At 70.2% G+C, this 21,130-nt stretch carries 17 protein-coding genes; 8 read left to right on the top strand and 9 right to left on the bottom strand.

What is annotated here, in order from left to right:
- Positions 1–26 precede the first annotated feature (26 nt).
- Positions 27–701: a Crp/Fnr family transcriptional regulator gene (locus tag ABZX79_RS07785; protein WP_123460131.1), complete on the bottom strand. Its 675-nt coding sequence runs from the start codon at positions 699–701 to the stop codon at positions 27–29.
- Between the two features lie 377 nt (positions 702–1,078).
- On the opposite strand from ABZX79_RS07785, the gene nth reads away from it, so the two are divergent.
- The 4 genes from nth (at position 1,079) to ABZX79_RS07765 (ending at position 5,280) form a co-directional block, all read left to right on the top strand.
- Positions 1,079–1,828: an endonuclease III gene (nth, locus tag ABZX79_RS07780; protein ID WP_355253706.1), complete on the top strand. Its 750-nt coding sequence runs from the start codon at positions 1,079–1,081 to the stop codon at positions 1,826–1,828.
- A 67-nt stretch (positions 1,829–1,895) separates the two neighbouring features.
- The gene (locus ABZX79_RS07775; RefSeq protein ID WP_355253254.1) at positions 1,896–2,657 is read left to right on the top strand and encodes a CoA pyrophosphatase; all 762 of its coding nucleotides are present in this window, start codon (positions 1,896–1,898) and stop codon (positions 2,655–2,657) included.
- Positions 2,658–2,669: 12 nt separating this feature from the next.
- Positions 2,670–3,869 carry a MarP family serine protease gene (locus tag ABZX79_RS07770; RefSeq protein WP_355253251.1) on the top strand — a complete coding sequence of 400 codons (1,200 nt, stop codon included), beginning with the start codon at positions 2,670–2,672 and terminating at the stop codon, positions 3,867–3,869.
- Between the two features lie 28 nt (positions 3,870–3,897).
- Positions 3,898–5,280 carry a 6-phospho-beta-glucosidase gene (locus ABZX79_RS07765; protein ID WP_355253248.1) on the top strand — a complete coding sequence of 461 codons (1,383 nt, stop codon included), beginning with the start codon at positions 3,898–3,900 and terminating at the stop codon, positions 5,278–5,280.
- A gap of 12 nt (positions 5,281–5,292) precedes the next feature.
- Here ABZX79_RS07765 and ABZX79_RS07760 read toward each other — a convergent pair whose 3' ends face one another.
- The 6 genes from ABZX79_RS07760 to ABZX79_RS07735 form a co-directional block, all read right to left on the bottom strand.
- The gene (locus ABZX79_RS07760) at positions 5,293–5,481 is read right to left on the bottom strand and encodes a hypothetical protein (RefSeq protein WP_251061080.1); all 189 of its coding nucleotides are present in this window, start codon (positions 5,479–5,481) and stop codon (positions 5,293–5,295) included.
- Between the two features lie 104 nt (positions 5,482–5,585).
- Positions 5,586–6,584: an alpha/beta hydrolase gene (locus ABZX79_RS07755; protein ID WP_355253245.1), complete on the bottom strand. Its 999-nt coding sequence runs from the start codon at positions 6,582–6,584 to the stop codon at positions 5,586–5,588.
- Entirely contained in the window at positions 6,581–7,045 is a 465-nt protein-coding gene (locus ABZX79_RS07750; protein ID WP_355253242.1) for a phage holin family protein, read from the bottom strand. Before ABZX79_RS07750 ends, ABZX79_RS07755 begins: the two co-directional genes overlap by 4 nt.
- Positions 7,046–7,115: 70 nt before the next feature.
- Complete coding sequence (nhaA, locus tag ABZX79_RS07745; protein ID WP_355253239.1) at positions 7,116–8,594, bottom strand: Na+/H+ antiporter NhaA; 1,479 nt, start codon at positions 8,592–8,594, stop codon at positions 7,116–7,118.
- A 188-nt stretch (positions 8,595–8,782) separates the two neighbouring features.
- Positions 8,783–10,750: an acetate--CoA ligase gene (acs, locus tag ABZX79_RS07740; RefSeq protein WP_355253236.1), complete on the bottom strand. Its 1,968-nt coding sequence runs from the start codon at positions 10,748–10,750 to the stop codon at positions 8,783–8,785.
- 199 nt (positions 10,751–10,949) lie between these two features.
- A complete protein-coding gene (locus ABZX79_RS07735; protein WP_355253233.1) occupies positions 10,950–13,499 on the bottom strand; it encodes a SulP family inorganic anion transporter in 2,550 nt (849 codons plus the stop codon).
- A 280-nt stretch (positions 13,500–13,779) separates the two neighbouring features.
- Between ABZX79_RS07735 and ABZX79_RS07730 the strand changes: the two genes are divergently transcribed.
- Positions 13,780–15,072: a hypothetical protein gene (locus tag ABZX79_RS07730; RefSeq protein ID WP_355253230.1), complete on the top strand. Its 1,293-nt coding sequence runs from the start codon at positions 13,780–13,782 to the stop codon at positions 15,070–15,072.
- 225 nt (positions 15,073–15,297) lie between these two features.
- On the opposite strand, the gene ABZX79_RS07725 is transcribed toward ABZX79_RS07730, so the two are convergent.
- The gene (locus ABZX79_RS07725; RefSeq protein WP_355253704.1) at positions 15,298–16,290 is read right to left on the bottom strand and encodes an ATP-binding protein; all 993 of its coding nucleotides are present in this window, start codon (positions 16,288–16,290) and stop codon (positions 15,298–15,300) included.
- A 96-nt stretch (positions 16,291–16,386) separates the two neighbouring features.
- On the opposite strand from ABZX79_RS07725, the gene ABZX79_RS07720 reads away from it, so the two are divergent.
- Entirely contained in the window at positions 16,387–17,211 is an 825-nt protein-coding gene (locus ABZX79_RS07720; protein ID WP_355253227.1) for an oxidoreductase, read from the top strand.
- Between the two features lie 320 nt (positions 17,212–17,531).
- Here ABZX79_RS07720 and ABZX79_RS07715 read toward each other — a convergent pair whose 3' ends face one another.
- Positions 17,532–18,407 carry an HAD-IB family hydrolase gene (locus tag ABZX79_RS07715; RefSeq protein WP_355253224.1) on the bottom strand — a complete coding sequence of 292 codons (876 nt, stop codon included), beginning with the start codon at positions 18,405–18,407 and terminating at the stop codon, positions 17,532–17,534.
- Between the two features lie 452 nt (positions 18,408–18,859).
- On the opposite strand from ABZX79_RS07715, the gene ssd reads away from it, so the two are divergent.
- Both ssd and ABZX79_RS07705 read left to right on the top strand, forming a co-directional pair.
- Positions 18,860–19,969 (top strand): septum site-determining protein Ssd, encoded by a 1,110-nt coding sequence (gene ssd / locus ABZX79_RS07710; protein ID WP_355253222.1) that lies wholly within the window; start codon positions 18,860–18,862, stop codon positions 19,967–19,969.
- A complete protein-coding gene (locus tag ABZX79_RS07705; protein WP_355253219.1) occupies positions 19,966–21,114 on the top strand; it encodes a TadA family conjugal transfer-associated ATPase in 1,149 nt (382 codons plus the stop codon). The genes ssd and ABZX79_RS07705 overlap by 4 nt, the downstream gene beginning before the upstream one ends.
- Positions 21,115–21,130: the final 16 nt, after the last annotated feature.

Below are 21,130 nucleotides of genomic sequence, written 5' to 3'. Positions count from 1 at the left end.
CCCTTCTCGCGTCGTACAGGCTCGTACTAGCGCGAGCGCTTCGCCAGGCGCTCCACGTCCAGCAGGATCACGGCCCGCGCCTCCAGGCGCAGCCAGCCGCGGCCCGCGAAGTCCGCGAGGGCCTTGTTGACCGTCTCGCGGGAGGCGCCGACCAGCTGGGCCAGCTCTTCCTGCGTCAGGTCGTGCACGACGTGGATGCCCTCCTCGGACTGCACACCGAAGCGGCGCGACAGGTCGAGGAGCGCGCGGGCGACACGGCCCGGCACGTCGGAGAAGACCAGGTCGGACATCTGGTCGTTGGTCTTGCGCAGCCGGCGGGCGACGGCACGGAGGAGGGCCGTGGCCACCTCCGGGCGTACGTTCAGCCAGGGCTGGAGGTCGCCGTGGCCGAGGCCGAGCAGCTTGACCTCCGTCAGGGCGGTTGCGGTGGCGGTGCGCGGGCCCGGGTCGAAGAGCGACAGCTCACCGATCAGCTCGCCGGGTCCGAGGACGGCCAGCATGTTCTCGCGGCCGTCGGGGGAGGTGCGGTGGAGCTTCACCTTGCCCTCGGTGACCACGTACAGGCGGTCGCCCGGGTCGCCCTCGTGGAAGAGGGCGTCGCCGCGAGCGAGCGTCACCTCACTCATTGAGGCGCGGAGCTCCGCGGCCTGCTCGTCATCGAGCGCCGCGAAGAGCGGGGCGCGCCGCAGAACGTCGTCCACGAGTTCTCTCCTTGTCGACCTGCTCATCACGGGAACCGTGGTCACCATGATGCCGGACGGTAAAACAGTGCGATCAATCACAAGTTTGACGTACCGGCGTGCCCGACCGTGCGGCAGGGGGCCGATTGGGGTGGCAATTGGCTGTGACCGGGGCGGATGTCAGTGCCGGGCTTTAGGCTGGCCGGGTGTCCAAAACGCCGGTGACAGTGCAGCCCAAGGGGGCCGGACAGGTGACTGAAGGCCGTAATTCCGCTGTGGGCGAACAAGTTCCGACGCAGCCAAAGAAAGCCACAAAAGAGGTAAAAACGCCCAAGCGGGCGAACGCCGCGAACGCTGCGAAGCCCGCCACGGCCGCCAAGCCCGAGTCGCGCCTCGCCATGGTCCGCCGCGCCCGGCGGATCAACCGCGAGCTCGCCGAGGTCTATCCGTACGCCCATCCCGAGCTCGACTTCGAGAGCCCCTTCGAGCTGCTGGTCGCGACGGTCCTCTCCGCCCAGACCACCGACCTGCGGGTCAACCAGACGACCCCTGCCCTCTTCGCCAAGTACCCGACGCCGGAGGACATGGCGGCAGCCGACCCCGAGGAGCTGGAGCAGCTGATCCGGCCGACGGGCTTCTTCCGCGCGAAGGCCCGCTCGCTGATCGGACTGTCCGCCGCTCTCCGGGACACCTTCGGCGGCGAGGTTCCCGGCCGCCTGAAGGACCTCGTCACGCTGCCCGGCGTCGGCCGCAAGACCGCCAACGTGGTGCTGGGCAACGCCTTCGGCGTCGCCGGGCTCACCGTCGACACGCACTTCGGGCGGCTCGTACGTCGCTGGAAGTGGACCGACAGCGAGGACCCGGAGAAGATCGAGGCGGAAATCGCCGCGATCTTCCCGAAGACCGAGTGGACGATGCTCTCGCACCGGATCATCTTCCACGGCCGCCGCGTCTGCCACTCCCGCAAACCGGCCTGCGGCGCCTGCCCGATCGCGCATCTGTGCCCGTCCTACGGCGAGGGCGAGACGGACCCGGAGAAGGCGAAGAAGCTCCTCAAGTACGAGATGGGCGGCTACCCGGGACAGCGGCTGAAGCCCCCGCCCGGCTACCCGGGAGCGCCGGCGCCGCCGCTGGGAGCCGCCGAGTGACGGGGGCGGCGCGCGGTCGCGCGGAACGAACGGGCCCGGTTCGGGCGTTGTGACGACGGGGGTGCCTATGACGCGTGGGAGCGAGACATACGACGGCCGGACGGCCGGGACGGCCGCCGGGACAGCCGGGGTGGCCGGGACCGCCGAGGCGGCCGGTCCGACCGAAGTCGCCGTGACGAGCCGTGGGCTGCCCGGGTGGCTCGATCCGGTGGCCGCCGTCGCCCGGTCCGTACGCCCCGAGCAGCTCAGCCGTTTCCTGCCGCCGGAGAGCGGCGCCGGACGCCAGTCGGCCGTACTGATCCTCTTCGGCGAGGGCGAGAAAGGCCCTGAGCTGCTGCTCATGGAGCGTGCGGGCAGCCTCCGCTCGCACGCGGGGCAGCTGAGCTTCCCCGGCGGCGCCCTCGACCCCGCCGACGGTGATCCGGAGACGACGGGCCCGCTGCGCGCCGCGCTCCGCGAGGCCGAGGAGGAAACCGGACTCGATCCCTCCGGCGTCCAGATCTTCGGCGTACTGCCCCGCCTCTACATCCCCGTCAGCAACTTCGTCGTGACGCCCGTCCTCGGCTGGTGGCGCGAGCCGAGCCCCGTCGGCGTCGTCGATTCGGCTGAGACGGCGAGCGTCTTCACGATCCCCGTGGCGGATCTCACGGATCCTGCCAACCGCGTGACGAGCGTGCACCCGCGCGGTCACAGCGGCCCGGCATTCCTGGCCGGACCCGCTCTGGTCTGGGGTTTCACGGCGGGCGTGATCGACAAGATTCTTCACTACGCAGGATGGGAGCGGCCCTGGGACCGCACCCGGCAGGTCCCGCTCGACTGGCACGCGTGACAGGGTGGCCATGTGAACGTCCTGGACATCTTGTTGCTGGTCGCGGCGGTGTGGTTCGCGATCGTCGGGTACCGACAGGGATTCGTCGTCGGCATTCTGTCGGTGATCGGCTTCCTCGGCGGTGGCCTCGTCGCGGTTTATCTGCTGCCGTTCCTGTGGGACCAGCTGACTGACGGATCGGAAGTCAGTTCGACGGCTGCCGTCGTCGCGGTCATCGTCGTGATCGTGTGTGCCTCGGTGGGCCAGGCCTTCACCACCCACCTCGGCAACAAGCTCCGCAGATACATCACCTGGTCGCCCGCGCGCGTCCTGGACGCCTCGGGCGGCGCGCTGGTCAACGTCGTCGCGATGCTCCTGGTCGCCTGGCTGATCGGCTCCGCGCTCGCCGGCACCTCGCTGCCCACGCTGGGCAAGGAGGTGCGTAACTCAAAGGTGCTTCACGGCGTCTCGCGCGTGATGCCCGAACAGGCGAGCATGTGGTTCACGGACTTCAGCTCCGTCCTCGCGCAGAACGGTTTCCCGCAGGTCTTCAGCCCCTTCTCCAACGAGCCGATCACCGAGGTCCAGGCCCCGGACCCGGCGCTCGCCGGCAGCCCCGTCGCCGCCCGCGCCAAGAAGTCCATCGTCAAGGTCGTTGGTACGGCGCCGAGCTGCGGCAAGGTCCTCGAAGGCACCGGCTTCGTCTTCGACAAGCGCCGCGTCATGACCAACGCGCACGTCGTCGGCGGCGTGGACGAGCCGACCGTGCAGATAGGCGGTGAGGGCAGGCGGTACGACGCCACGGTGGTGCTCTACGACTGGGAGCGCGACATCGCCGTACTGGACGTTCCGAACCTCGACGCCCCGGCACTCCAGTTCACGGACACCGACGCCCGCAGCGGCGACGGCGCGATCATCGCGGGCTTCCCGGAGAACGGCGCGTACGACGTCCGGTCCGCCCGCGTCCGTGGCCGGATCAACGCCAACGGCCCCGACATCTACCACCGCGGCACGGTCCAGCGCGACGTCTACTCGCTCTTCGCGACCGTCCGGCAGGGCAATTCGGGCGGCCCGCTGCTGACGCCCGACGGCAAGGTCTACGGCGTCGTCTTCGCCAAGTCCCTCGACGACGCCGACACGGGGTACGCCCTGACGGCCGACGAGGTCCGCGAGGACGTCCGCCTCGGCCGCGCCGCCAACCAGCAGGTCGACAGCGAGGCATGCGCGCTCTGAGGCGCTCCGAGAGGCGGGTCACCATCCCATGCGTCTGACGATCCTCGGCGGCGGCGGCTTCCGGGTCCCCCTCGTGTACGGAGCGCTCCTGCGCGACCGCGCCGAGGGCCGCGTCACCCACGTCACCCTCCACGACCTCGACCGGGCGCGGCTGACGGCGATCGCCCGCGTACTGGCCGACCAGGCGGACGGGTTCCCGGACGCGCCGGCCGTGACCGTGACCACCGACCTCGACGACGCCCTGCGCGGCGCCGACTTCGTCTTCTCCGCCATCCGGGTCGGCGGCCTGGAAGGCAGGGCCGCCGACGAGCGCGTCGCCCTCGCCGAAGGCGTCCTGGGCCAGGAGACGGTCGGCGCGGGCGGCATCGCGTACGGACTGCGTACGGTCCCGGTGGCCGTCGACATCGCGCGACGCGTGGCGCGGCTCGCGCCCGAGGCCTGGGTCATCAACTTCACCAACCCGGCCGGCCTGGTCACCGAGGCCATGTCCCGCCACCTCGGCGACCGCGTCATCGGCATCTGCGACTCTCCCGTGGGCCTCGGCCGCCGCGTCGCCGGCGTGTTGGGCATCGCCGACCCGGCGGCGGCCCGGCTCGACTACGTCGGCCTGAACCACCTCGGCTGGCTCCGGGGGGTGTACGCCGACGACGAACCCGGCCGCGGCAACCTGCTCCCTGCCCTGTTCGAGGACGAGAGCGCGCTGGCCTCCTTCGAGGAGGGCCGGCTCTTCGGCGCCGAGTGGCTGCGCTCGCTCGGCTCGGTCCCCAACGAGTACCTGCACTACTACTACTTCAACCGCGAGACGGTCACCGCCTACCGCGAGGCGAAGCAGACCCGCGGCGCCTTTCTCCGCGACCAGCAGGCGCGCTTCTACGCGGACATGGCGGACCGTACGCCCGGGTCGCCGCCGTCCGGCGCCCTGGCCGCGTGGGACCGTACCCGCGCCGAGCGCGAAGCCACGTACATGACGGAGAACCGGGAGGCGGCGGGCGCGGGGGAGCGCGCCGCCGACGATCTGGAGTCCGGTGGCTACGAGTACGTCGCGCTCGTCCTGATGCGGGCCATCGCCCGCGACGAACGCGCCACGCTCATCCTCAACGTCCGCAACCGGGGCACCCTGTCGCTGCTCGACGAGGCAGCCGTCATCGAAGTCCCGTGCCTGGTCGAGGCGACCGGCGCCCGCCCCGTCGCCGTATCACCGCTGACCGGCCATGAGGCGGGCCTGGTGGCCGCGGTCAAGGCGGTGGAACGGTGCGTACTGGAAGCGGCGGAGAGCGGGTCGGCGCGGGCAGCGGTGAAGGCGTTCGCCCTGCACCCGCTCGTCGACTCGGTCGGGGTGGCACGGAAGCTGCTCGACGGCTACCGGAGCGTGCACCCCGGACTCGATTATCTCAAGTCCGGGGTTCGGTAGCGTCAGATAGCTTCAGTCGCGAGGGTGACGCAGCCGCGCCGAGACCCAGCGGGCCCGGCGGCGGAGGATGCGTGGGATCCCGATCGCGCGGGAAGGCGGGCCGTGGCCCTGATCCTGCGGACCGCCCCCTTCGTGGGTGCTCAGCGCTGTGGCCGAGCGGCGGTTGCGTGCTGCGTCACCGTAGTCGTGCGTCCAGCCCATACCCCGACGTTTGCCCGTGCCCCAAGGTCCGTAATCGCGTCGGGGGCAGCCAATTGGCCTATGCGTCAGGCAATTGGCTGTTCGTAGGACAAGCGTTCAGCCGCTCAGCGATCCGGCTCTGGATCCTTCAGCCAGTTGACCAGCTCGGTCGAGAACGCCACCGGGTCCTCTTCGTGCGGGAAGTGGCCCAGACCGTCGAACAGCCGCCATCGGTACGGCGCTTCGACGTACTCGCCGGAACCCGCCGCGCTGCGCGTCCGCATCACCGGGTCCAGCGATCCGTGCAGATGCAGCGTCGGCACCCGTACCGGCCGCTTCATACGCCGGTTGAACTGGATGCCGTCGGGCCGTGCCATCGACCGCACCATCCACCGGTACGGCTCGATCGAGCAGTGCGCCGTCGACGGAATCGACATCGCCCGCCGGTATACGTCGACGTCCTCGTCGTCCGGCAGCCGTGGCCCCGACCAGTCCCGGACCAGTCGGCCCACCAACGCCGCGTCGTCCGCCATGAGCTGACGCTCCGGCAGCCACGGCCGCTGGAAGCCCCAGACGTACGATCCGGCCCGCGTCTGGGACACGTCGGAGAGCATCGCCGAGCGCCAGCGCCGCGGATGCGGCATCGACGAGACCACGAGCCGGCGTACGAGCTTGGGCCGCATCACGGCCGCCGTCCACGCCAGGTACCCGCCCAGGTCGTGCCCGACGAGCGCCGCGTCCGGCTCGCCGAGCGAGCGCACTACGCCGGTGATGTCGAGCGCGAGGTTCGCCGGGTCGTAACCCCGCGGCGTACGGTCGCTGCCGCCCACGCCCCGCAGGTCCATCGCGACGGCCCGGAACCCGGCGTCGGCGAGCGCGGTCATCTGGTGCCGCCACGTCCACCAGAACTGCGGGAAACCGTGCAATAGCAGCACGAGCGGTCCGTCCCCGACTTCCGCGATGTGGAAGCGCGCCCCGTTGGCCGCGACATCGCGGTGGGTCCACGGGCCGTCGGGGCGTACGACAGAAGCGGGAGAAAGAGCCGGAGCCGGAGCGGGAGCAGGGGCTGGAGCAGAGGTGGGAGCAGGAGCGGTCGCGCCGGAGCCGGAATCTGGGACGGTCATGTGGACGAGCGTGCCACAGCCACTGCCTTGTCACCGACCTGGCGCGGATGCGGCTTGACGCCCTGGAGTACGGCCGCCGTCTGCTTGGCCGAGGCGATGCTCTTCTCCGGCGGCTTGACCTTCTTGAACTTCGAGACGGCGATCAGCGCCAGCAGGCCCGCCAGCAGCAGAAACGCTCCGCCGACGATCAGGAAGGACCAGGCGAGCCCGAGCCCCAGGTTGTGGATGCCGTACGCCGCGGCGAAGCTCAGCACCGGCAGCGAAAAGAGCGCGAACACCCCCGCGACACCAATGGCCGTACCGCCCATGCCGACGCGCTTGGCGTCCTGCCGCAGCTCGGCCTTGGCCAGCGCGATCTCGTCGTGCATGAGTGCGGACATTTCGGCGGTCGCCGATGCGACCAACTGGCCGAGGCTGCGGTCGACGCTGTCGGCTGTCACCGTGCGGGCGGGGTCGCTCATAGCTCTCTCCCTCTTCAGTGCTACGTCTGCTGTGTCTGCTGCGTCTGCTGCGTCTGGATCTGATGTCGAATCATGCCGGACTGTCGTCCTTGCCGCTGGAAGCCCCCGCGAGTTCGGCCAGCTTGCGGTGCTCCGCGGCCTTCTTCTCGTGGATCGCGGCCATCCGCAGGTGGTAATCGGGCTGACCGAGCTCGTAGATGTCCGGAATGCCGTCCTGGTCCTCGTCGCGCTCCTCGTCCTCGACCATCGCGCGGTACTTGCGTACCCGGAGCTTGAGCAGAATCCCGGAAAGTACGGCGGCGATCAGCGACCCGATGAGTACGGACGCCTTGACCTGGTCGGTCAGCTCGGCGTTCCCGGTGAAGGCCAGTTCGCCGATGAGCAGCGAGACCGTGAAGCCGATGCCGGCCAGCGAGGCGACGGCGAAGACGTCGGGCCAGGCGAGGTCGTCGTTGAGCTCGGCCTTGGTGAAGCGGGCCGCCAGCCACGTACCGCCGAAGATGCCGACCGCCTTGCCGACCACCAGACCGAGGACGACGCCGAGGGTCTCGGGCCGGGTGAACACTTCGCCGACCGCCTTGCCGGAGACGGTGACCCCGGCGGAGAACAGCGCGAACAGCGGCACGGCGATGCCCGCCGAGATGGGTCGTACGAGGTGCTCGATGTGCTCGCCGGGGGAGTGGGCCTCGCCGTTCTCGTCCCGGGTGCAGCGCAGCATCAGGCCCATCGCGACACCGGCGATGGTGGCGTGGACGCCGCTGTTGTACATCAGGCCCCAGATCACCAGGGCGAGCGGTACGTAGAGGTACCAGCCGCGCACGCGCCGGCGCAGCAGCAGCCAGAAGACGGCCAGACCGACGACCGCGCCGCCGAGTGCGAGGAAGTTGAGGTCGCTGGTGAAGAAGACGGCGATGATCAGGATCGCGAACAGGTCGTCGACGACGGCCAGGGTGAGCAGGAAGGCGCGCAGCGCGGACGGCAGCGAGGTGCCGATGACCGCGAGGACGGCGAGGGCGAAGGCGATGTCGGTGGCGGTCGGGACCGCCCAGCCGTCCAGGGACCCGTCCCCGGTCACGTTGACCAGGACGTACACGAGGGCCGGCGCGACCATGCCGCTGAGGGCGGCGATGACGGGGAGCGCGGCGGCCTTGGGGTCGCGCAGTTCGCCGGCGACGAGTTCGCGCTTGAGTTCGATGCCCGCGACGAAGAAGAAGACGGCGAGGAGGCCGTCGGCGGCCCAGTGCTGGACGGAGAGGTCGAGGCCGAGGGAGGCGGGGCCGACGTGGAAGGCGCGTACGGACTCGTAGCTGTCGCTGAGGCCGGTGTTCGCCCAGATCAGTGCCGCTATCGCCGCGATGAGGAGCAGTACGCCGCCGACGGTTTCGGTGCGCAGCGCGTCCGCGACGAAGGTGCGCTCGGGCAGCGAGAGCCGTCCGAGGAACTTGCGGGGGCTGGGCGGGGGCGTTGGGTTGGACGGGTTGGGCGGCGCGGTGGGGCGGGGCGCGGTCACGGGGTGGGGCCTCCGGTCGGTGGGCAGCATGGAACACATTGCCGACCAGACTTCCCGGCACACCTCTTGAGTTTTGACGCGTTCCTTACGCGAACAGACACTCTACCGGGGGCATGCAAGGGCGTAATCCGGTGAATCGTCACTTTACGAACGTAATGGGCAGAACGGGCACCCGGCGCGGTGAGCCGGGTGCCCGTTCTGAACGCTGGTGAGGCGGTTGGGAGCGGTCAGTCCTCGCTGGAGGCGCTCGGCAGCTGGGTCTGGATCAGGTCCATCACGGAGGAGTCGGTGAGCGTGGTGACATCGCCCAGTTGCCGGTTTTCCGCGACGTCCCGCAGCAGCCGCCGCATGATCTTTCCGGAGCGCGTCTTGGGCAGTTCGGCCACCGGGAGGATCCGCTTGGGCTTCGCGATGGGGCCGAGGGCGGTGCCCACGTGGTTGCGCAGTTCGGCCACGAGGGTGTCCGTCTCGGACGCCGTACCGCGCAGGATCACGAAGGCGACGATGGCCTGACCGGTCGTCTCGTCGGCCGCGCCGACAACCGCCGCCTCGGCGACGGACGGGTGGGACACGAGCGCCGACTCGACCTCGGTGGTGGAGATGTTGTGGCCGGACACCAGCATCACGTCGTCGACCCGGCCGAGCAGCCAGATGTCGCCGTCGTCGTCCTTCTTGGCGCCGTCGCCCGCGAAGTACTTGCCGGGGAAACGGGACCAGTAGGTTTCGATGAAGCGCTGGTCGTCGCCCCAGATCGTACGCAGCATGGACGGCCAGGGCTCGGTGAGGACGAGGTAGCCGCCGCCTCCGTTCGGGACCTCGTTCGCCTCGTCGTCGACGACGGTCGCGCTGATGCCGGGCAGCGCGCGCTGGGCGGATCCGGGCTTGGTCTCGGTGACGCCGGGCAACGGCGAAATCATCATCGCGCCGGTCTCGGTCTGCCACCAGGTGTCCACGATCGGCGTCTTGCCGGCGCCGATGTGCTCGCGGTACCAGATCCACGCCTCGGGGTTGATCGGCTCGCCGACCGAGCCGAGGATGCGGAGACTGCTCAGGTCGAACTTGGCGGGGATGTCGTCCCCCCACTTCATGAACGTCCGGATCGCGGTCGGCGCGGTGTAGAGGATCGTGACACCGTACTTCTGGATGATTTCCCAGAAGCGGCCCTGGTGCGGGGTGTCGGGCGTGCCCTCGTACATGACCTGCGTCGCGCCGTTGGCGAGCGGCCCGTACACGATGTACGAATGGCCGGTCACCCAGCCGATGTCGGCCGTGCACCAGTAGACGTCGGTCTCCGGCTTGAGGTCGAAGACGGCGTGGTGGGTGTACGCCGCCTGGGTGAGGTAGCCACCGGAGGTGTGCAGGATGCCCTTCGGCTTACCCGTCGTGCCGGACGTGTAGAGGATGAAGAGCGGGTGCTCGGCGCCGAAGGCCTCGGGGGTGTGCTGGGCGGACTGGCGCCCGACGATGTCGTGCCACCACACGTCGCGGCTGTCGTCCCACGCCGTGTCCTGACCCGTGCGGCGTACGACCAGAACGTGCTCCACCTGCGGGCACTTGGCGACGGCCTCGTCGATCGCGGGCTTGAGGGCCGTGGGCTTGGTGCGCCGGTAGCCGCCGTCCGCGGTGATGACGAGCTTCGCGTCGGCGTCCTGGATGCGGGAGGCGACGGCGTCGGCCGAGAAGCCGCCGAAGACGACCGAGTGCGCGGCTCCGATGCGGGCGCAGGCCAGCATCGCCACGGCGGCCTCGGGAATCATCGGCAGGTAGACGGCGACCCGGTCGCCCTTGCGTACGCCCAGCTCCGTAAGGGCGTTGGCGGCGCGCGAGACCTCGTCCTTGAGTTCGGCGTAGGTGATCGCGCGGCTGTCGCCGGGCTCGCCCTCGAAGTGGATGGCGACGCGGTCGCCGTGGCCGGCCTCGACGTGGCGGTCCACGCAGTTGTACGCGACGTTGAGCTCGCCGTCGGCGAACCACTTCGCGAAGGGCGGATTCGACCAGTCGAGTGTCTCGGTCGGCTCGGTGGCCCAGGTGAGCCGCCGGGCCTGCTCGGCCCAGAAGCCCAGCCTGTCTGCCTCGGCCTGCTCGTACGCCTGCGCCGTGACGTTGGCGTTCGCCGCCAGCTCGGCGGGTGGCGCGAAGCGGCGCTCCTCCTTCATGAGGTTGGCCAGGCTTTCGTTGCTCACGACATCTCCCATTCCCAGGGCGTCCGATGTGTCCCGTGCCCTAGCTCATCAGTCCCGTGCCCGGGTGACAAGAGCCTTCCGGGAATTGGTTTAGACCTGTGAGCTGCGGCGGGCCGCATCCGGGCCGGTGTTGGTGGCGGCGTACGGCCCCTCCTCGCAGGGCGGTGCGGGGAGGGGCCATACGGTCTCACGGACGCGGAGGCGGATCGGTTCAGGCGCGCGACTCTTCGAGTGGGCCTTCTAGGCCTTCAGGGCCTTCGGGGCCTTCCGCGTCGGACGGGCCGACCCGGTCGAAGACCTCGCAGGTCTCGCCGATCCGCATACCGTCCTGGAGCAGATAGGCCTGGGCCTCGCCGACATGGAAGTACATGCCGTGCAGTTCGAGTGTGCCCTCGTCGAGCCGCCGCCGTACCGCCTCGTGCGTACGCAGATGCTCCAACTGCTGGACCACGTTGGTCAGGCAGAGCTGCTCGACCGCGTCGGCCGGCAGCCGCCCCGAGATCCTCGCCCAGGAGTGTTTCCTGCTCCTCATCCGCTCCAGGCTGGGCGCGCCGTGCCGCAGCCAGCGCCGCAGTGGCGTCTGGGCCTCGTCCGGCTGCGTGTTGAGCGGCGTGTTGAGCGGCGTGTTGACCGGCGTATTGAGCAGGGCCTGCATCGCGCCGCAGCCGGAGTGGCCGCAGACAGTGATGGACTGCACCTTCAGTACGTCCACGGCGTATTCGATGGCCGCCCCGACCGAGTCGTCCGCGCTCTCCGCACCGGGTGGCGGGACCAGATTGCCCACATTGCGTACGGTGAAGAGGTCACCGGGGCCACTCGACGTGATCATGCTGGTGACCAGCCGGGAGTCGGCGCACGTGATGAACAGCTGCGACGGCGTCTGCCCCTCACGGGCGAGCCGGGCCAGCTCGTCGCGCACCAGCGGCGCCGTGTTGCGCTGGAACGCGCTGAGCCCGGTGGCGAGTTGGCCGGCACTGCGGGTCGGCAGGCCCACCCCGACGGCTGAGGGGGCGGCGGCATGGTTGTCGCAGTGGTGGTTGCGCCAAGGGGTCCACGGCCGGCAGCAGGTGTGGGTGGACTGCGTGGAACGGGCGGGACCGGCCGAGTCGGGGGAGCCGGAGAAGTTGGGGTCGGTGAAGTCGGTGAAGTCGGTGAGTTCGGCGAAGTCCGGCGAATCGGCGCCGGGGGCCGGCCCGGTGAACCGGTGACCCGAACGCCCGGTGATTTCCACCCGGCCGCCTTGCGCGGCATGCGCGGTCTGCCAGTCCTGGAGCGTTTCGTACGCCGCGTGGTCCATGAAGGAGCCGTCCAGCTCGACGACCGCGTCGGCCCCGTGGGGCACCTGGCTCAGGGCACGGCTCAGCCGGGGCACAGCGAGGAAGGTCAACTGGCCGCGCACCCTGATGTGATGGACGCCGTCGGCCGTCGTCTCCGTGGTGACATGAGTCTTGGCCAGCCGGTGGAGCGCGACCGCGACCGCCACCCCGATCCCCATCGCCACACCTTCCAGTACACCGAAGAGAACGACCCCGGCGACCGTCACCACGTAAACCAGCATCTCCCGGTGGCGGGAGGCGCTGCGGATGTGAGCGACGCTCACCATCTGGAAGCCGATGACCATCACCAGCGCGGCGAGCGCGGGCAGCGGGATCAGATCGATGACTGGCACCAGGAAGAGCGCGGCGAGAACGATCCACACTCCGTGCAGCATCGTGGAGTGCCGACTGACCGCGCCTGCCGACACATTGGCGACGCTGCGTACGGCGACACCGGCGACCGGCAGTCCGCCGAGCGCCCCGGACACGATGTTCGCGGCGCCCTGGCCCGCCAGTTCGCGGTCGAGGTTCGAACGCGTCCCTTCGGTCGGCGGCGTCTTGCGGGCGGACACCAACTTGTCGACGGCGACAGCCGACAGCAACGACTGCACGCTCGTGACCAGCGTGACGGTGAGCACGGCCGCGGCGATGCCGAGCACCGGCCCTTCCGGCAGTCCCGGCAGCGCATGACTGCTCCAGGACGGCAGGTCGACGCGCGGCACCTTCATCCGGGTCAGCGCGGCGAGCGCGGCACCGGCGAGCACCGCGACGAGGGCGGCCGGCACCTTGTGGGCGATCCGGCCCGTACGCCCGGGAATGTGCGGCCACAGGAGCAACACGGTGACGGTGAGCGCGCTGACCAGGATTGCGGGTCCGTGGAGGTTGGCCAATTGAGCGGGCATGCCCCGCACGTTCTCGACGGCGGAGCTCTGCGGGGTGCCTCCCAGGACGATGTGCAGTTGGGAGAGGGCGATGGTCGCGCCGATGCCGGCCAGCATGCCGTGCACGATCGCCGGGCTGACGGCGAGCGCGGAACGGGCCACGCGCACTGAGGACAGGGCGAGTTGGGCCAGGCCGGCGGCGACGGTGATGGCGCAGGTCGTGCGCCAGCCGTACTGCTGGATCAGGTCGGCCGTGACCACCGTGAGGCCGGCGGCCGGTCCGCTGACCTGGAGGGGAGCCCCGCCGAACCGGCCGGCGACGAGGCCGCCGACGGCGGCGGCGACCAGGCCGGCCTGAAGCGGAGCGCCGGTGGCGAGGGCGATACCGAGGGAGAGCGGCAGCGCGATCAGGAAGACGGTAATCGAGGCGGACACGTCCGCTCCCGCGATGCGGAAGCGGCGTCGGCGGCCGTCGCCGGGCGGCGGGCTGTGTGGACGCTCGGATCGGGGTGCGCCGGTGGCGCGCGAAGAGTGGTCGGTGCGGGTGGGGACGCAGGCAGACATGGTTCCCGTCTCCTCCGGGGCAGCGCGGTCGCGGAATGTTGGGACGCGGCCGTGGGTCACGGCGTGCAGCGGCGGGATTTTCAACTCTCGGTAAATGAATGGTAATGCAGAGTAAAGAAGGAAGGGGGTAATTAGGTCTAAATGGGCCAACGTTTCACCCGTACTGGTGAATAAGGAATTTAAGCGGCTTGTCGTATTTATTCCTCCGCTAGGCCGTGCGAGGTTTGCCGCGCTGTGTCGGCACTGCAGCGCACGAAACCTGACGGAAGAGGGTGGGCGGATGATGGCCGCCACGAAGAGGATCGTCTTCGGCGTCGCCGCCGTGGCCCTGGCAGGCTCGCTCGCAGCCTGCTCGGGATCCGCCGGCCAGGGCGCCCCCGGCGCCGGGCAAGGCGCCCACGGAGCGAAGAAGAACGCGCCCAGGCCGGCGCCCATGAGTGCGGTACGCCTGATCGGCGACGGCTCGACGGCGTACACCGGAAAGCAGCCCCATCTGACCAAGCCGCACAGGCTGAAGCCTGGTCAGACACCGCCGCAGTTCGTCGTCTTCTCCTGGGACGGGGCGGGGGAGGACAGCCAGCGGCTCTTCTCCCACTTCCGCGAGGTCGGCAAGAAGTACGACGCGACGATGACGTACTTCCTCAGTGCCGTGTACCTGCTCCCCGAGGACAAGAGGCACCTCTACGACCCGCCTCAGCACTCACCGGGCCGCTCCGACATCGGCTTCAACGACGTCGAGGGAATCAGCGACACCGTGGAACAGCTGCGCGGCGCGTGGCTGGACGGCAATGAGATCGGCACGCACTTCAACGGCCACTTCTGCGGCAAGGACGGGGGCGTCGGCACCTGGTCCACGGAGGAGTGGAAGAGCGAGATCGCACAGGCGAAGGCGTTCGTGAAGCGCTGGAAGACCAACTCGGGCCTGAAGGACGCCAAGCCACTGCCGTTCGACTACGACAAGGAGCTCGTCGGCGCCCGCACCCCCTGCCTGGAGGGGCAGAAGAACATGATGGCGGCCGGAAAGGAGCTGGGCTTCCGCTACGACTCCAGCGGTATCGGAAAGCAGGTGTGGCCGAAGAAGACCCAGGACATGTGGGACATTCCGCTCCAGCTGGTGCCGGTGCCGGGACGGGCCTTCGAAACGCTCTCGATGGACTACAACTTCATGGTCAACCAGTCGGGAACGGTCAAGGGTGATCCGGCCCAGCACGAGTTCTGGGGCAACCAGATGCGCGACGGCCTGCTCCAGGCCTTCGACCGCTCGTACGACGGAAACCGGGCCCCGCTGATCATCGGCAACCACTTCGAGTCCTGGAACGGCGGCACGTACATGCGCGCCGTCGAGGAGACGATCAAGACGGTCTGCGTGAAGCGGGACGTGCGCTGCGTCTCCTTCAAGCAACTCGTCGACTGGCTGGACGCACAGGACCCGCAGGTGCTCGCGAAGATGCGCACCCTGGAGGTCGGGGAGAACCCGCAGGAAGGCTGGGCGTCCTTCCTGACCACCCGGCCCACGGCGGCCGCCCCCAGCGCAGGGACGGCCTCCCACGTCAAGCCGGCTGAACGGCACTGACCTCCACGAAACGCTCCCCGAGAACGAAGGCGGGTCGCCTGGGAGGGCTGGGGGACGAGCAGCGCCTCTCCGAGCACGAAGGCGGGGTCGACCTGGGCAGCCAGGCAGGTTCCTCCTTCTGCGCCCCTCGCGCCGCTCGGCGCCGGGGGCGCCTCTCGGGCTTCGGGGCGCTGTGCCGGACTCCGTCCGTCCGGGCCCGCGGCCGGGGGATGGGTGGTTGCGGCTCTAGGAGGGCTGGGGGACGAGCAGCGCCTCTCCGAGCACGAAGGCGGGGTCGACCTGGGCAGCCAGGTCGGCACCCGTCTTCGCGTTGCCCCAACTCTCCGCGTTCTTCAGGTGGAAGTGCACCATCTGGCGCGTGTAACGCTCCCAGTCGCGCTCCGCGTACGAGTCCTCCGCGGCGTCCTGCAAGGTCTGGAGGGCGAGGCGGTTGTCAGCCTCCAGGAGCTCGAATGGGGACGGGCGGCCCTTCTCCATCGCGCGGACCCAGTCGGACGCCCGGACGGTGACCAGCAGGTCGTCGCCCACTTGCTCGCGCAGGAAGTCGATGTCGTCCTGGCCCTGCACCTTGTTGCCGACGACCTTGAGGGATACGCCGAAGTCCGCCGCGTACTCCTTGTACTGGCGGTAGACGGAGACGCCCTTGCGGGTCGGTTCGGCCACCAGGAAGGTCATGTCGAAGCGGGTGAACATGCCCGAGGCGAAGGAATCGGAGCCGGCCGTCATGTCGACGACGACGTACTCGTGCGGGCCGTCGACGAGGTGATTGAGGCACAGCTCGACCGCCCCGACCTTGGAGTGGTAGCAGGCGACACCCAAGTCGGACTCGGTGAACGGCCCGGTGGCCATCAGCCGGATCTCACCGTCGTCGAGCCGCACGGTACGGGCGCACGCGTCGTACACCGGGTTGTCCTCGCTCACCCGCAGCAGGCGCGAACCCTCTCCCGGCGGCGTGGTCTTGATCATCGTTTCGGCGGAGGCGATACGGGGATTCGCGCCGCGCAGGTAGTCCTTGATGAGGGGCAGGTGCGCACCCATGGCGGGCAGCGCCGCGGCCTGGGCCTCGTCGAGACCGAGCGCGGCGCCCAGGTGCTGGTTGATGTCGGCGTCCACGGCGACGACCGGGGCTTCGTTGGCGGTGAGGTGGCGGATGAAGAGCGAGGACAGCGTCGTCTTGCCGCTGCCGCCCTTCCCCACGAAAGCGATCTTCATGTTCACCAAGGGTAATCGCATGATTGCGTGCTGTGCGCACAGTGAGTGAAGAAGACCACTCCAAGGTGGGGTGAGTGCTATGGATGCGTAGGCTCCTTACTTATGAGTACGACTGCTGACCCACTCGCGGCGCTGGGCGCGCTGCCCGGCGTGCCCGAGGCCGTGGACTCCGTGCGCAAGGCCGTCGACCGCGTCTACGGGCACCGCGTCATGCGGCGCCGCAGCAACGAGATCACCGCGGAGGCGGCGCTGCGCGGCGCTCGCGGCTCGGCGGCGCTCGCGGGTGCGGACTGGGCGCTGGAGGAGGTACGTCGGCGTACCGACTTCAGCGTCGACGAGGAGTCGCGGACGGTCGGAGCGGCGCTGCGGCTGACCGCCGAGGCCGGACAACTGCTGTCCATCTGGCGCCAGTCGCCGCTTCGGGTGCTGGCCCGGCTGCACCTGGTGGCGGCGGGCGGGGCAGGGGTGTCCGACGAGCTGGTGGGCCGGCCGCGGCTCGCGGGCGAGCCCGTGGACGAGCCTTTGATCGAGCTTCCGCTGCCGGGCGCCGACGAGGTGGCAGGGCGGCTCGAAGGGCTTTCGGAGCTCATCATCGCGGGCGGTTCCGCGCCTGCGCTGGTGACGGCGGCCGTGGTGCACGGCGAGCTGCTGGCGCTGCGCCCGTTCGGCTCGTACAACGGCCTGGTGGCGCGCACCGCCGGGCGGATTGTGATGATCGGCAGCGGCCTCGACCCGAAGTCGGTCTGCCCGGCGGAGGTCGGGCACGGAGAGCTGGGGCGCGCGGCGTACGTCGCGGCGCTGGAGGGCTACGTGTCAGGGACGCCGGAGGGTATGGCGGCGTGGATCACGCACTGCGGGCGTGCGGTGGAGCTGGGGGCCCGGGAGTCGACGGCCGTCTGCGAGGCGCTTCAGCGCGGAGCTGCCTGAGCCGGGGGCGCTTTTCGGCCGGACAAAGGGTTGCGGCGGTACCAGTGGAACGGTACCGCCGCTGGCATGTCCGCCGAGTTACCATGCGTCCTCGAATTTATGCCCATCAGGTCGGGAACTTTGCCCGTCACCTGGTGCGGCTGGCCCGTAATCGACGGGTCGACGTCGCGTGGGTGCTCAACTTCCATGCTCGGTCCGTGGGGCCTTACTGCGTTTTAGGTCATCCTCTCGGATGTCCCTGGTCTCGCGGGCCGTTAATTCATTTGTACTCCTGAAGCCGGGGAAGCGAAAGCCCTGGACGTGCTTCTTTGCGTATCGGTTCAAATGCGGGCAAAGTTTTCGCATTGCCGACGGGCTCGCCGGCCGGGCCTGCGGCTGACGTACCAGACCAGCCCTGCGGTGGCGGCGGCCGCACCGACCGCGGCCGCGGCGACGAGCGCGGGGCGGGGCGGCATGGAGAAGGCGGGCAGCCGCTGCTTGAGCCGGACCGGCCGGTTGAAGACGAGAACCGGCCATTCGCGGGCGAGTGCTTCGCGGCGCAGCGCCCGGTCCGGGTTGACCGCGCAGGGATGGCCGACCGACTCGAGCATCGGGATGTCCGTGGCCGAATCGCTGTACGCGTAGCAGCGCGCCAGGTCGTACCCCTCGGACGCCGCGAGCTCCTTGATCGCCTCGGCCTTGGTGGGGCCGTACGCGTAGTACTCGACCTCGCCCGTGAAACAGCCGTCGTCGCCGACGACCATCCGGGTCGCCACCACGCGGTCGGCTCCCAGGAGCTCACCGATCGGCTCGACCACCTCCGCGCCCGAGGTGGAGACGATCACGACGTCGCGGCCGGCGGTGTGGTGCTCCTCGATGAGGGAGGCCGCCTCGTCGTAAATGATGGGGTCGATCAGGTCGTGCAGTGTCTCGGCGACGATCTCCTTGACCTGCTGGACGTTCCATCCCTTGCAGAGCGCGGAGAGGTACTCGCGCATGCGCTCCATCTGGTCGTGGTCCGCGCCTCCGGCGAGGAAGACGAACTGGGTGTACGCCGTGCGGAGAGCAGCTCTGCGGCTGATCAGTCCGCCTTGATAGAAGGACTTGCTGAAGGTCAGCGTGCTCGACTTCGCAATGACGGTCTTGTCGAGGTCGAAGAAGGCGGCTGTTCGCGGCAAGGAGCGTTTTTCCACGAGGCGAGCATAGGCGCCCACCATTCGGCGTACGCTGTGGCGCGTGGGTTTGCCTGAGAAGGCTCTCGGGTACACCATGGAAGTCACGGATCGTTCGCGACCGTGCTACCCCGGTCCGACTCCTCCCCCCCCGAGTCGGCCGTGGAGACGACCCCCGTTCTCCCCCCCGACGGGGGTCGTCGCATGTCCGGACGCGGTTTCGCCCTCCGGTTCTGATCATTCTCCCCCTCCTCGCCCTTCTCGGCCCGTGCCGCGGCTGCCTTCCACTCACAAGACGCGTGACGCTGCGTAGTCGTTCCGCCGCTCTCCGGAAGTCACTGGTATAGGTGAGCGGGATATTCACAACCGATGAGTTGTCCCCCGTTTTTCAGCAAGATCCACACGATTTCCCAGATCCCCCCACGGTGATTGCGTCCACGAAGTTCGTGGACGCAAGGAATCGCAGTGAGAAGGGGGCGGAGATCGTGGCCGGATCCATGACACCCGACCGACAGCCGGCCGCCGGAGCGCGGCAGGGCGGACCGCTGATCGTCACCGAGGACGTCGACCTCCTCGACGATCTGCTGCGGCTGTGCGCCGCCGCGGGCGCCGAACCGGAAGTCCACCACGCGGTGCCCGAGCGCAGGGGCAGCTGGGAAAGCGCGCCGCTGATCCTCGTCGGTGACGACGCCGCCGACCGGGTGCGCGGGGCGGTGCTCGGACGCGGCGGAGTGCGCAGACGCGGCGTGATGCTCGTGGGCAAGGACCAGGACGACCCCGATGTGTGGCGGCGCGCGGTGGAGATCGGCGCCGACCACGTGCTGCGGCTGCCCGACGCGGAGAGCTGGCTCGTCGAGCGCATCGCCGATGTGGCGGAGGGCGTGGGGCGCCAGGCCCTGACCGTGGGAGTGCTCGGCGGGCGGGGCGGGGCAGGGGCTTCGACTCTGGCGTGTGCGCTGGCGGTGGCCGCCGCCCGCACGGGTTTGCGCACGATGCTCATCGACGGCGATCCGCTGGGCGGCGGCCTCGACGTACTGCTCGGTGGGGAAGCCGTGGAAGGCATGCGGTGGCCGGATTTCGCGGAGTCCAGGGGGCGGGTCGCCAGCGGCGCGCTCGAAGAGTCGCTGCCCGAGCTGCATGCGCTGCGCGTGCTGAGCTGGGACCGCGGCGACCGTGTGGTGATCCCGCCGGAAGCGATGCGCTCGGTGCTGGCCGCCGCCCGCAGGCGTGGTGGGGTCGTGGTCGTGGACCTGCCGCGCCGGGTCGACGAGGCCGTGGCCGAGGCGCTGGCCCAGCTCGACCTCGGACTGCTGGTGGTGCCCGCGGAGTTGCGGGCCGTCGCGGCGGCGAGCCGGGTGGCGTCCACCGCGGGCATGGTGCTGCGGGACCTGCGGGTGGTGGTGCGCGGGCCGTACGCCGCGGGCCTGGACGAGGAGTCGGTGGCGGGGCTGCTGGGGCTGCCGTTGGCCGGTGAGCTGCCGGTGGAGTCGGGGCTGCTGGAGGCGCAGGCCGGCGGTTCACCACCGGGTGGCAGTGCCCGTGGACCGCTGGCCCGGTTCTGTACGGCGTTCTGGGAGCAGGCGCTCGCCGGGGGCGGTGTCTCGTGAGCGCGGGGATGCTCGACGCCGTGAGGCAGCGGCTCGCCGAGAGCGGGGCGGAGCCGACGCCGGCCCGGGTGGCTGCCGCGCTGCGGGCGCAGGGGCGGCTGCTGGGGGACGCGGAGGTGCTGGGGGCGGCCGAGGAAATGCGCTGCGAGCTGGTGGGGACGGGGACGCTGGAACCGCTGCTCGCCGACCCCTCGGTGACGGATGTGCTGGTGTCCGCGCCCGACCGGGTGTGGGTGGACCGGGGCGGCGGCCTTGAGCTCACTGGCGTCTCGTTCGCCGACGCGGCCGCCGTGCGCAGGCTCGCGCAGCGGCTCGCGGCGGTGGCGGGGCGGCGGCTGGACGACGCGAGGCCCTGGGTGGACGCCCGGCTGCCCGACGGGACGCGGATGCACGCGGTGCTGCCGCCGGTGGCGGTCGGCTCCACGTGCCTGTCGCTGCGGGTGGTGCGGCCCAAGGCGTTCTCGCTGGCCGAACTGGTCGAGGCCGGGACGGTGCCACCGGGCGGTGACGGACTGCTGCGGGCGATCGTCGAAGCCCGGCTCTCGTACCTGATCAGCGGGGGCACGGGCACGGGGAAAACCACGCTCCTCTCGACCTTGCTCGGGCTCGTCGGGGAGCGGGAGCGGATCGTGCTGGCCGAGGACTCGGCGGAGCTGAGGCCCGATCACCCGCATGTGGTGCGCCTGGAGTCGCGCCCCGCGAACCAGGAGGGCGCGGGGCAGATCACGCTGCGGGACCTGGTGCGTCAGGCGCTGCGGATGCGGCCCGACCGGTTGGTGGTCGGCGAGGTGCGGGGCGCCGAGGTCACCGAGCTCCTGGCCGCGCTCAACACCGGGCACGAGGGCGGGTGCGGGACCGTGCACGCCAACGCGGCGACGGATGTCCCGGCGCGGCTGGAGGCGCTCGGGGCGGCCGCGGGGCTCGACCGGGCGGCGCTGCACAGCCAGTTGGCGGCGGCCCTGTCGGTGGTCGTGCATCTTGCGCGCGGCCGGGGCGGGCTGCGGCGGGTCGCCGAGGTCCATGTGCTGGAGCGGGACGCGGCGGGGCTGGTGGTGACCGTGCCGGCGCTGCGGTGGGGCGCGGAGGCCTTCTCGTACGAACGCGGCTGGCTCCGGCTGCGTGCGCTGATCGGGGGTGCGCTGTGACGGGCGCGGGCGCGGC

Origin of the sequence: Streptomyces sp. NPDC002994 (assembly GCF_040611155.1) — a bacterium.
GTDB lineage: Bacteria > Actinomycetota > Actinomycetes > Streptomycetales > Streptomycetaceae > Streptomyces.
Note: the sequence above shows the minus strand (reverse complement) of the source record. Positions and strands in the feature narration are given on the sequence as shown.

Excerpts from the sequence above, each read along its gene's own strand:
- nth (WP_355253706.1), top strand. The coding sequence starts at position 1,079 with ATGGTCCGCCGCGCCCGGCGGATCAACCGCGAGCTCGCCGAGGTCTAT.
- ABZX79_RS07775 (WP_355253254.1), top strand. The coding sequence starts at position 1,896 with ATGACGCGTGGGAGCGAGACATACGACGGCCGGACGGCCGGGACGGCC.
- ABZX79_RS07765 (WP_355253248.1), top strand. The coding sequence starts at position 3,898 with ATGCGTCTGACGATCCTCGGCGGCGGCGGCTTCCGGGTCCCCCTCGTG.
- ABZX79_RS07760 (WP_251061080.1), bottom strand. The coding sequence starts at position 5,481 with ATGGGCTGGACGCACGACTACGGTGACGCAGCACGCAACCGCCGCTCG.
- ABZX79_RS07755 (WP_355253245.1), bottom strand. The coding sequence starts at position 6,584 with ATGACCGTCCCAGATTCCGGCTCCGGCGCGACCGCTCCTGCTCCCACC.
- ABZX79_RS07750 (WP_355253242.1), bottom strand. The coding sequence starts at position 7,045 with ATGAGCGACCCCGCCCGCACGGTGACAGCCGACAGCGTCGACCGCAGC.
- nhaA (WP_355253239.1), bottom strand. The coding sequence starts at position 8,594 with ATGTGTTCCATGCTGCCCACCGACCGGAGGCCCCACCCCGTGACCGCG.
- acs (WP_355253236.1), bottom strand. The coding sequence starts at position 10,750 with ATGGGAGATGTCGTGAGCAACGAAAGCCTGGCCAACCTCATGAAGGAG.
- ABZX79_RS07735 (WP_355253233.1), bottom strand. The coding sequence starts at position 13,499 with ATGTCTGCCTGCGTCCCCACCCGCACCGACCACTCTTCGCGCGCCACC.
- ABZX79_RS07730 (WP_355253230.1), top strand. The coding sequence starts at position 13,780 with ATGATGGCCGCCACGAAGAGGATCGTCTTCGGCGTCGCCGCCGTGGCC.
- ABZX79_RS07720 (WP_355253227.1), top strand. The coding sequence starts at position 16,387 with ATGAGTACGACTGCTGACCCACTCGCGGCGCTGGGCGCGCTGCCCGGC.
- ABZX79_RS07715 (WP_355253224.1), bottom strand. The coding sequence starts at position 18,407 with ATGGTGGGCGCCTATGCTCGCCTCGTGGAAAAACGCTCCTTGCCGCGA.
- ssd (WP_355253222.1), top strand. The coding sequence starts at position 18,860 with ATGACACCCGACCGACAGCCGGCCGCCGGAGCGCGGCAGGGCGGACCG.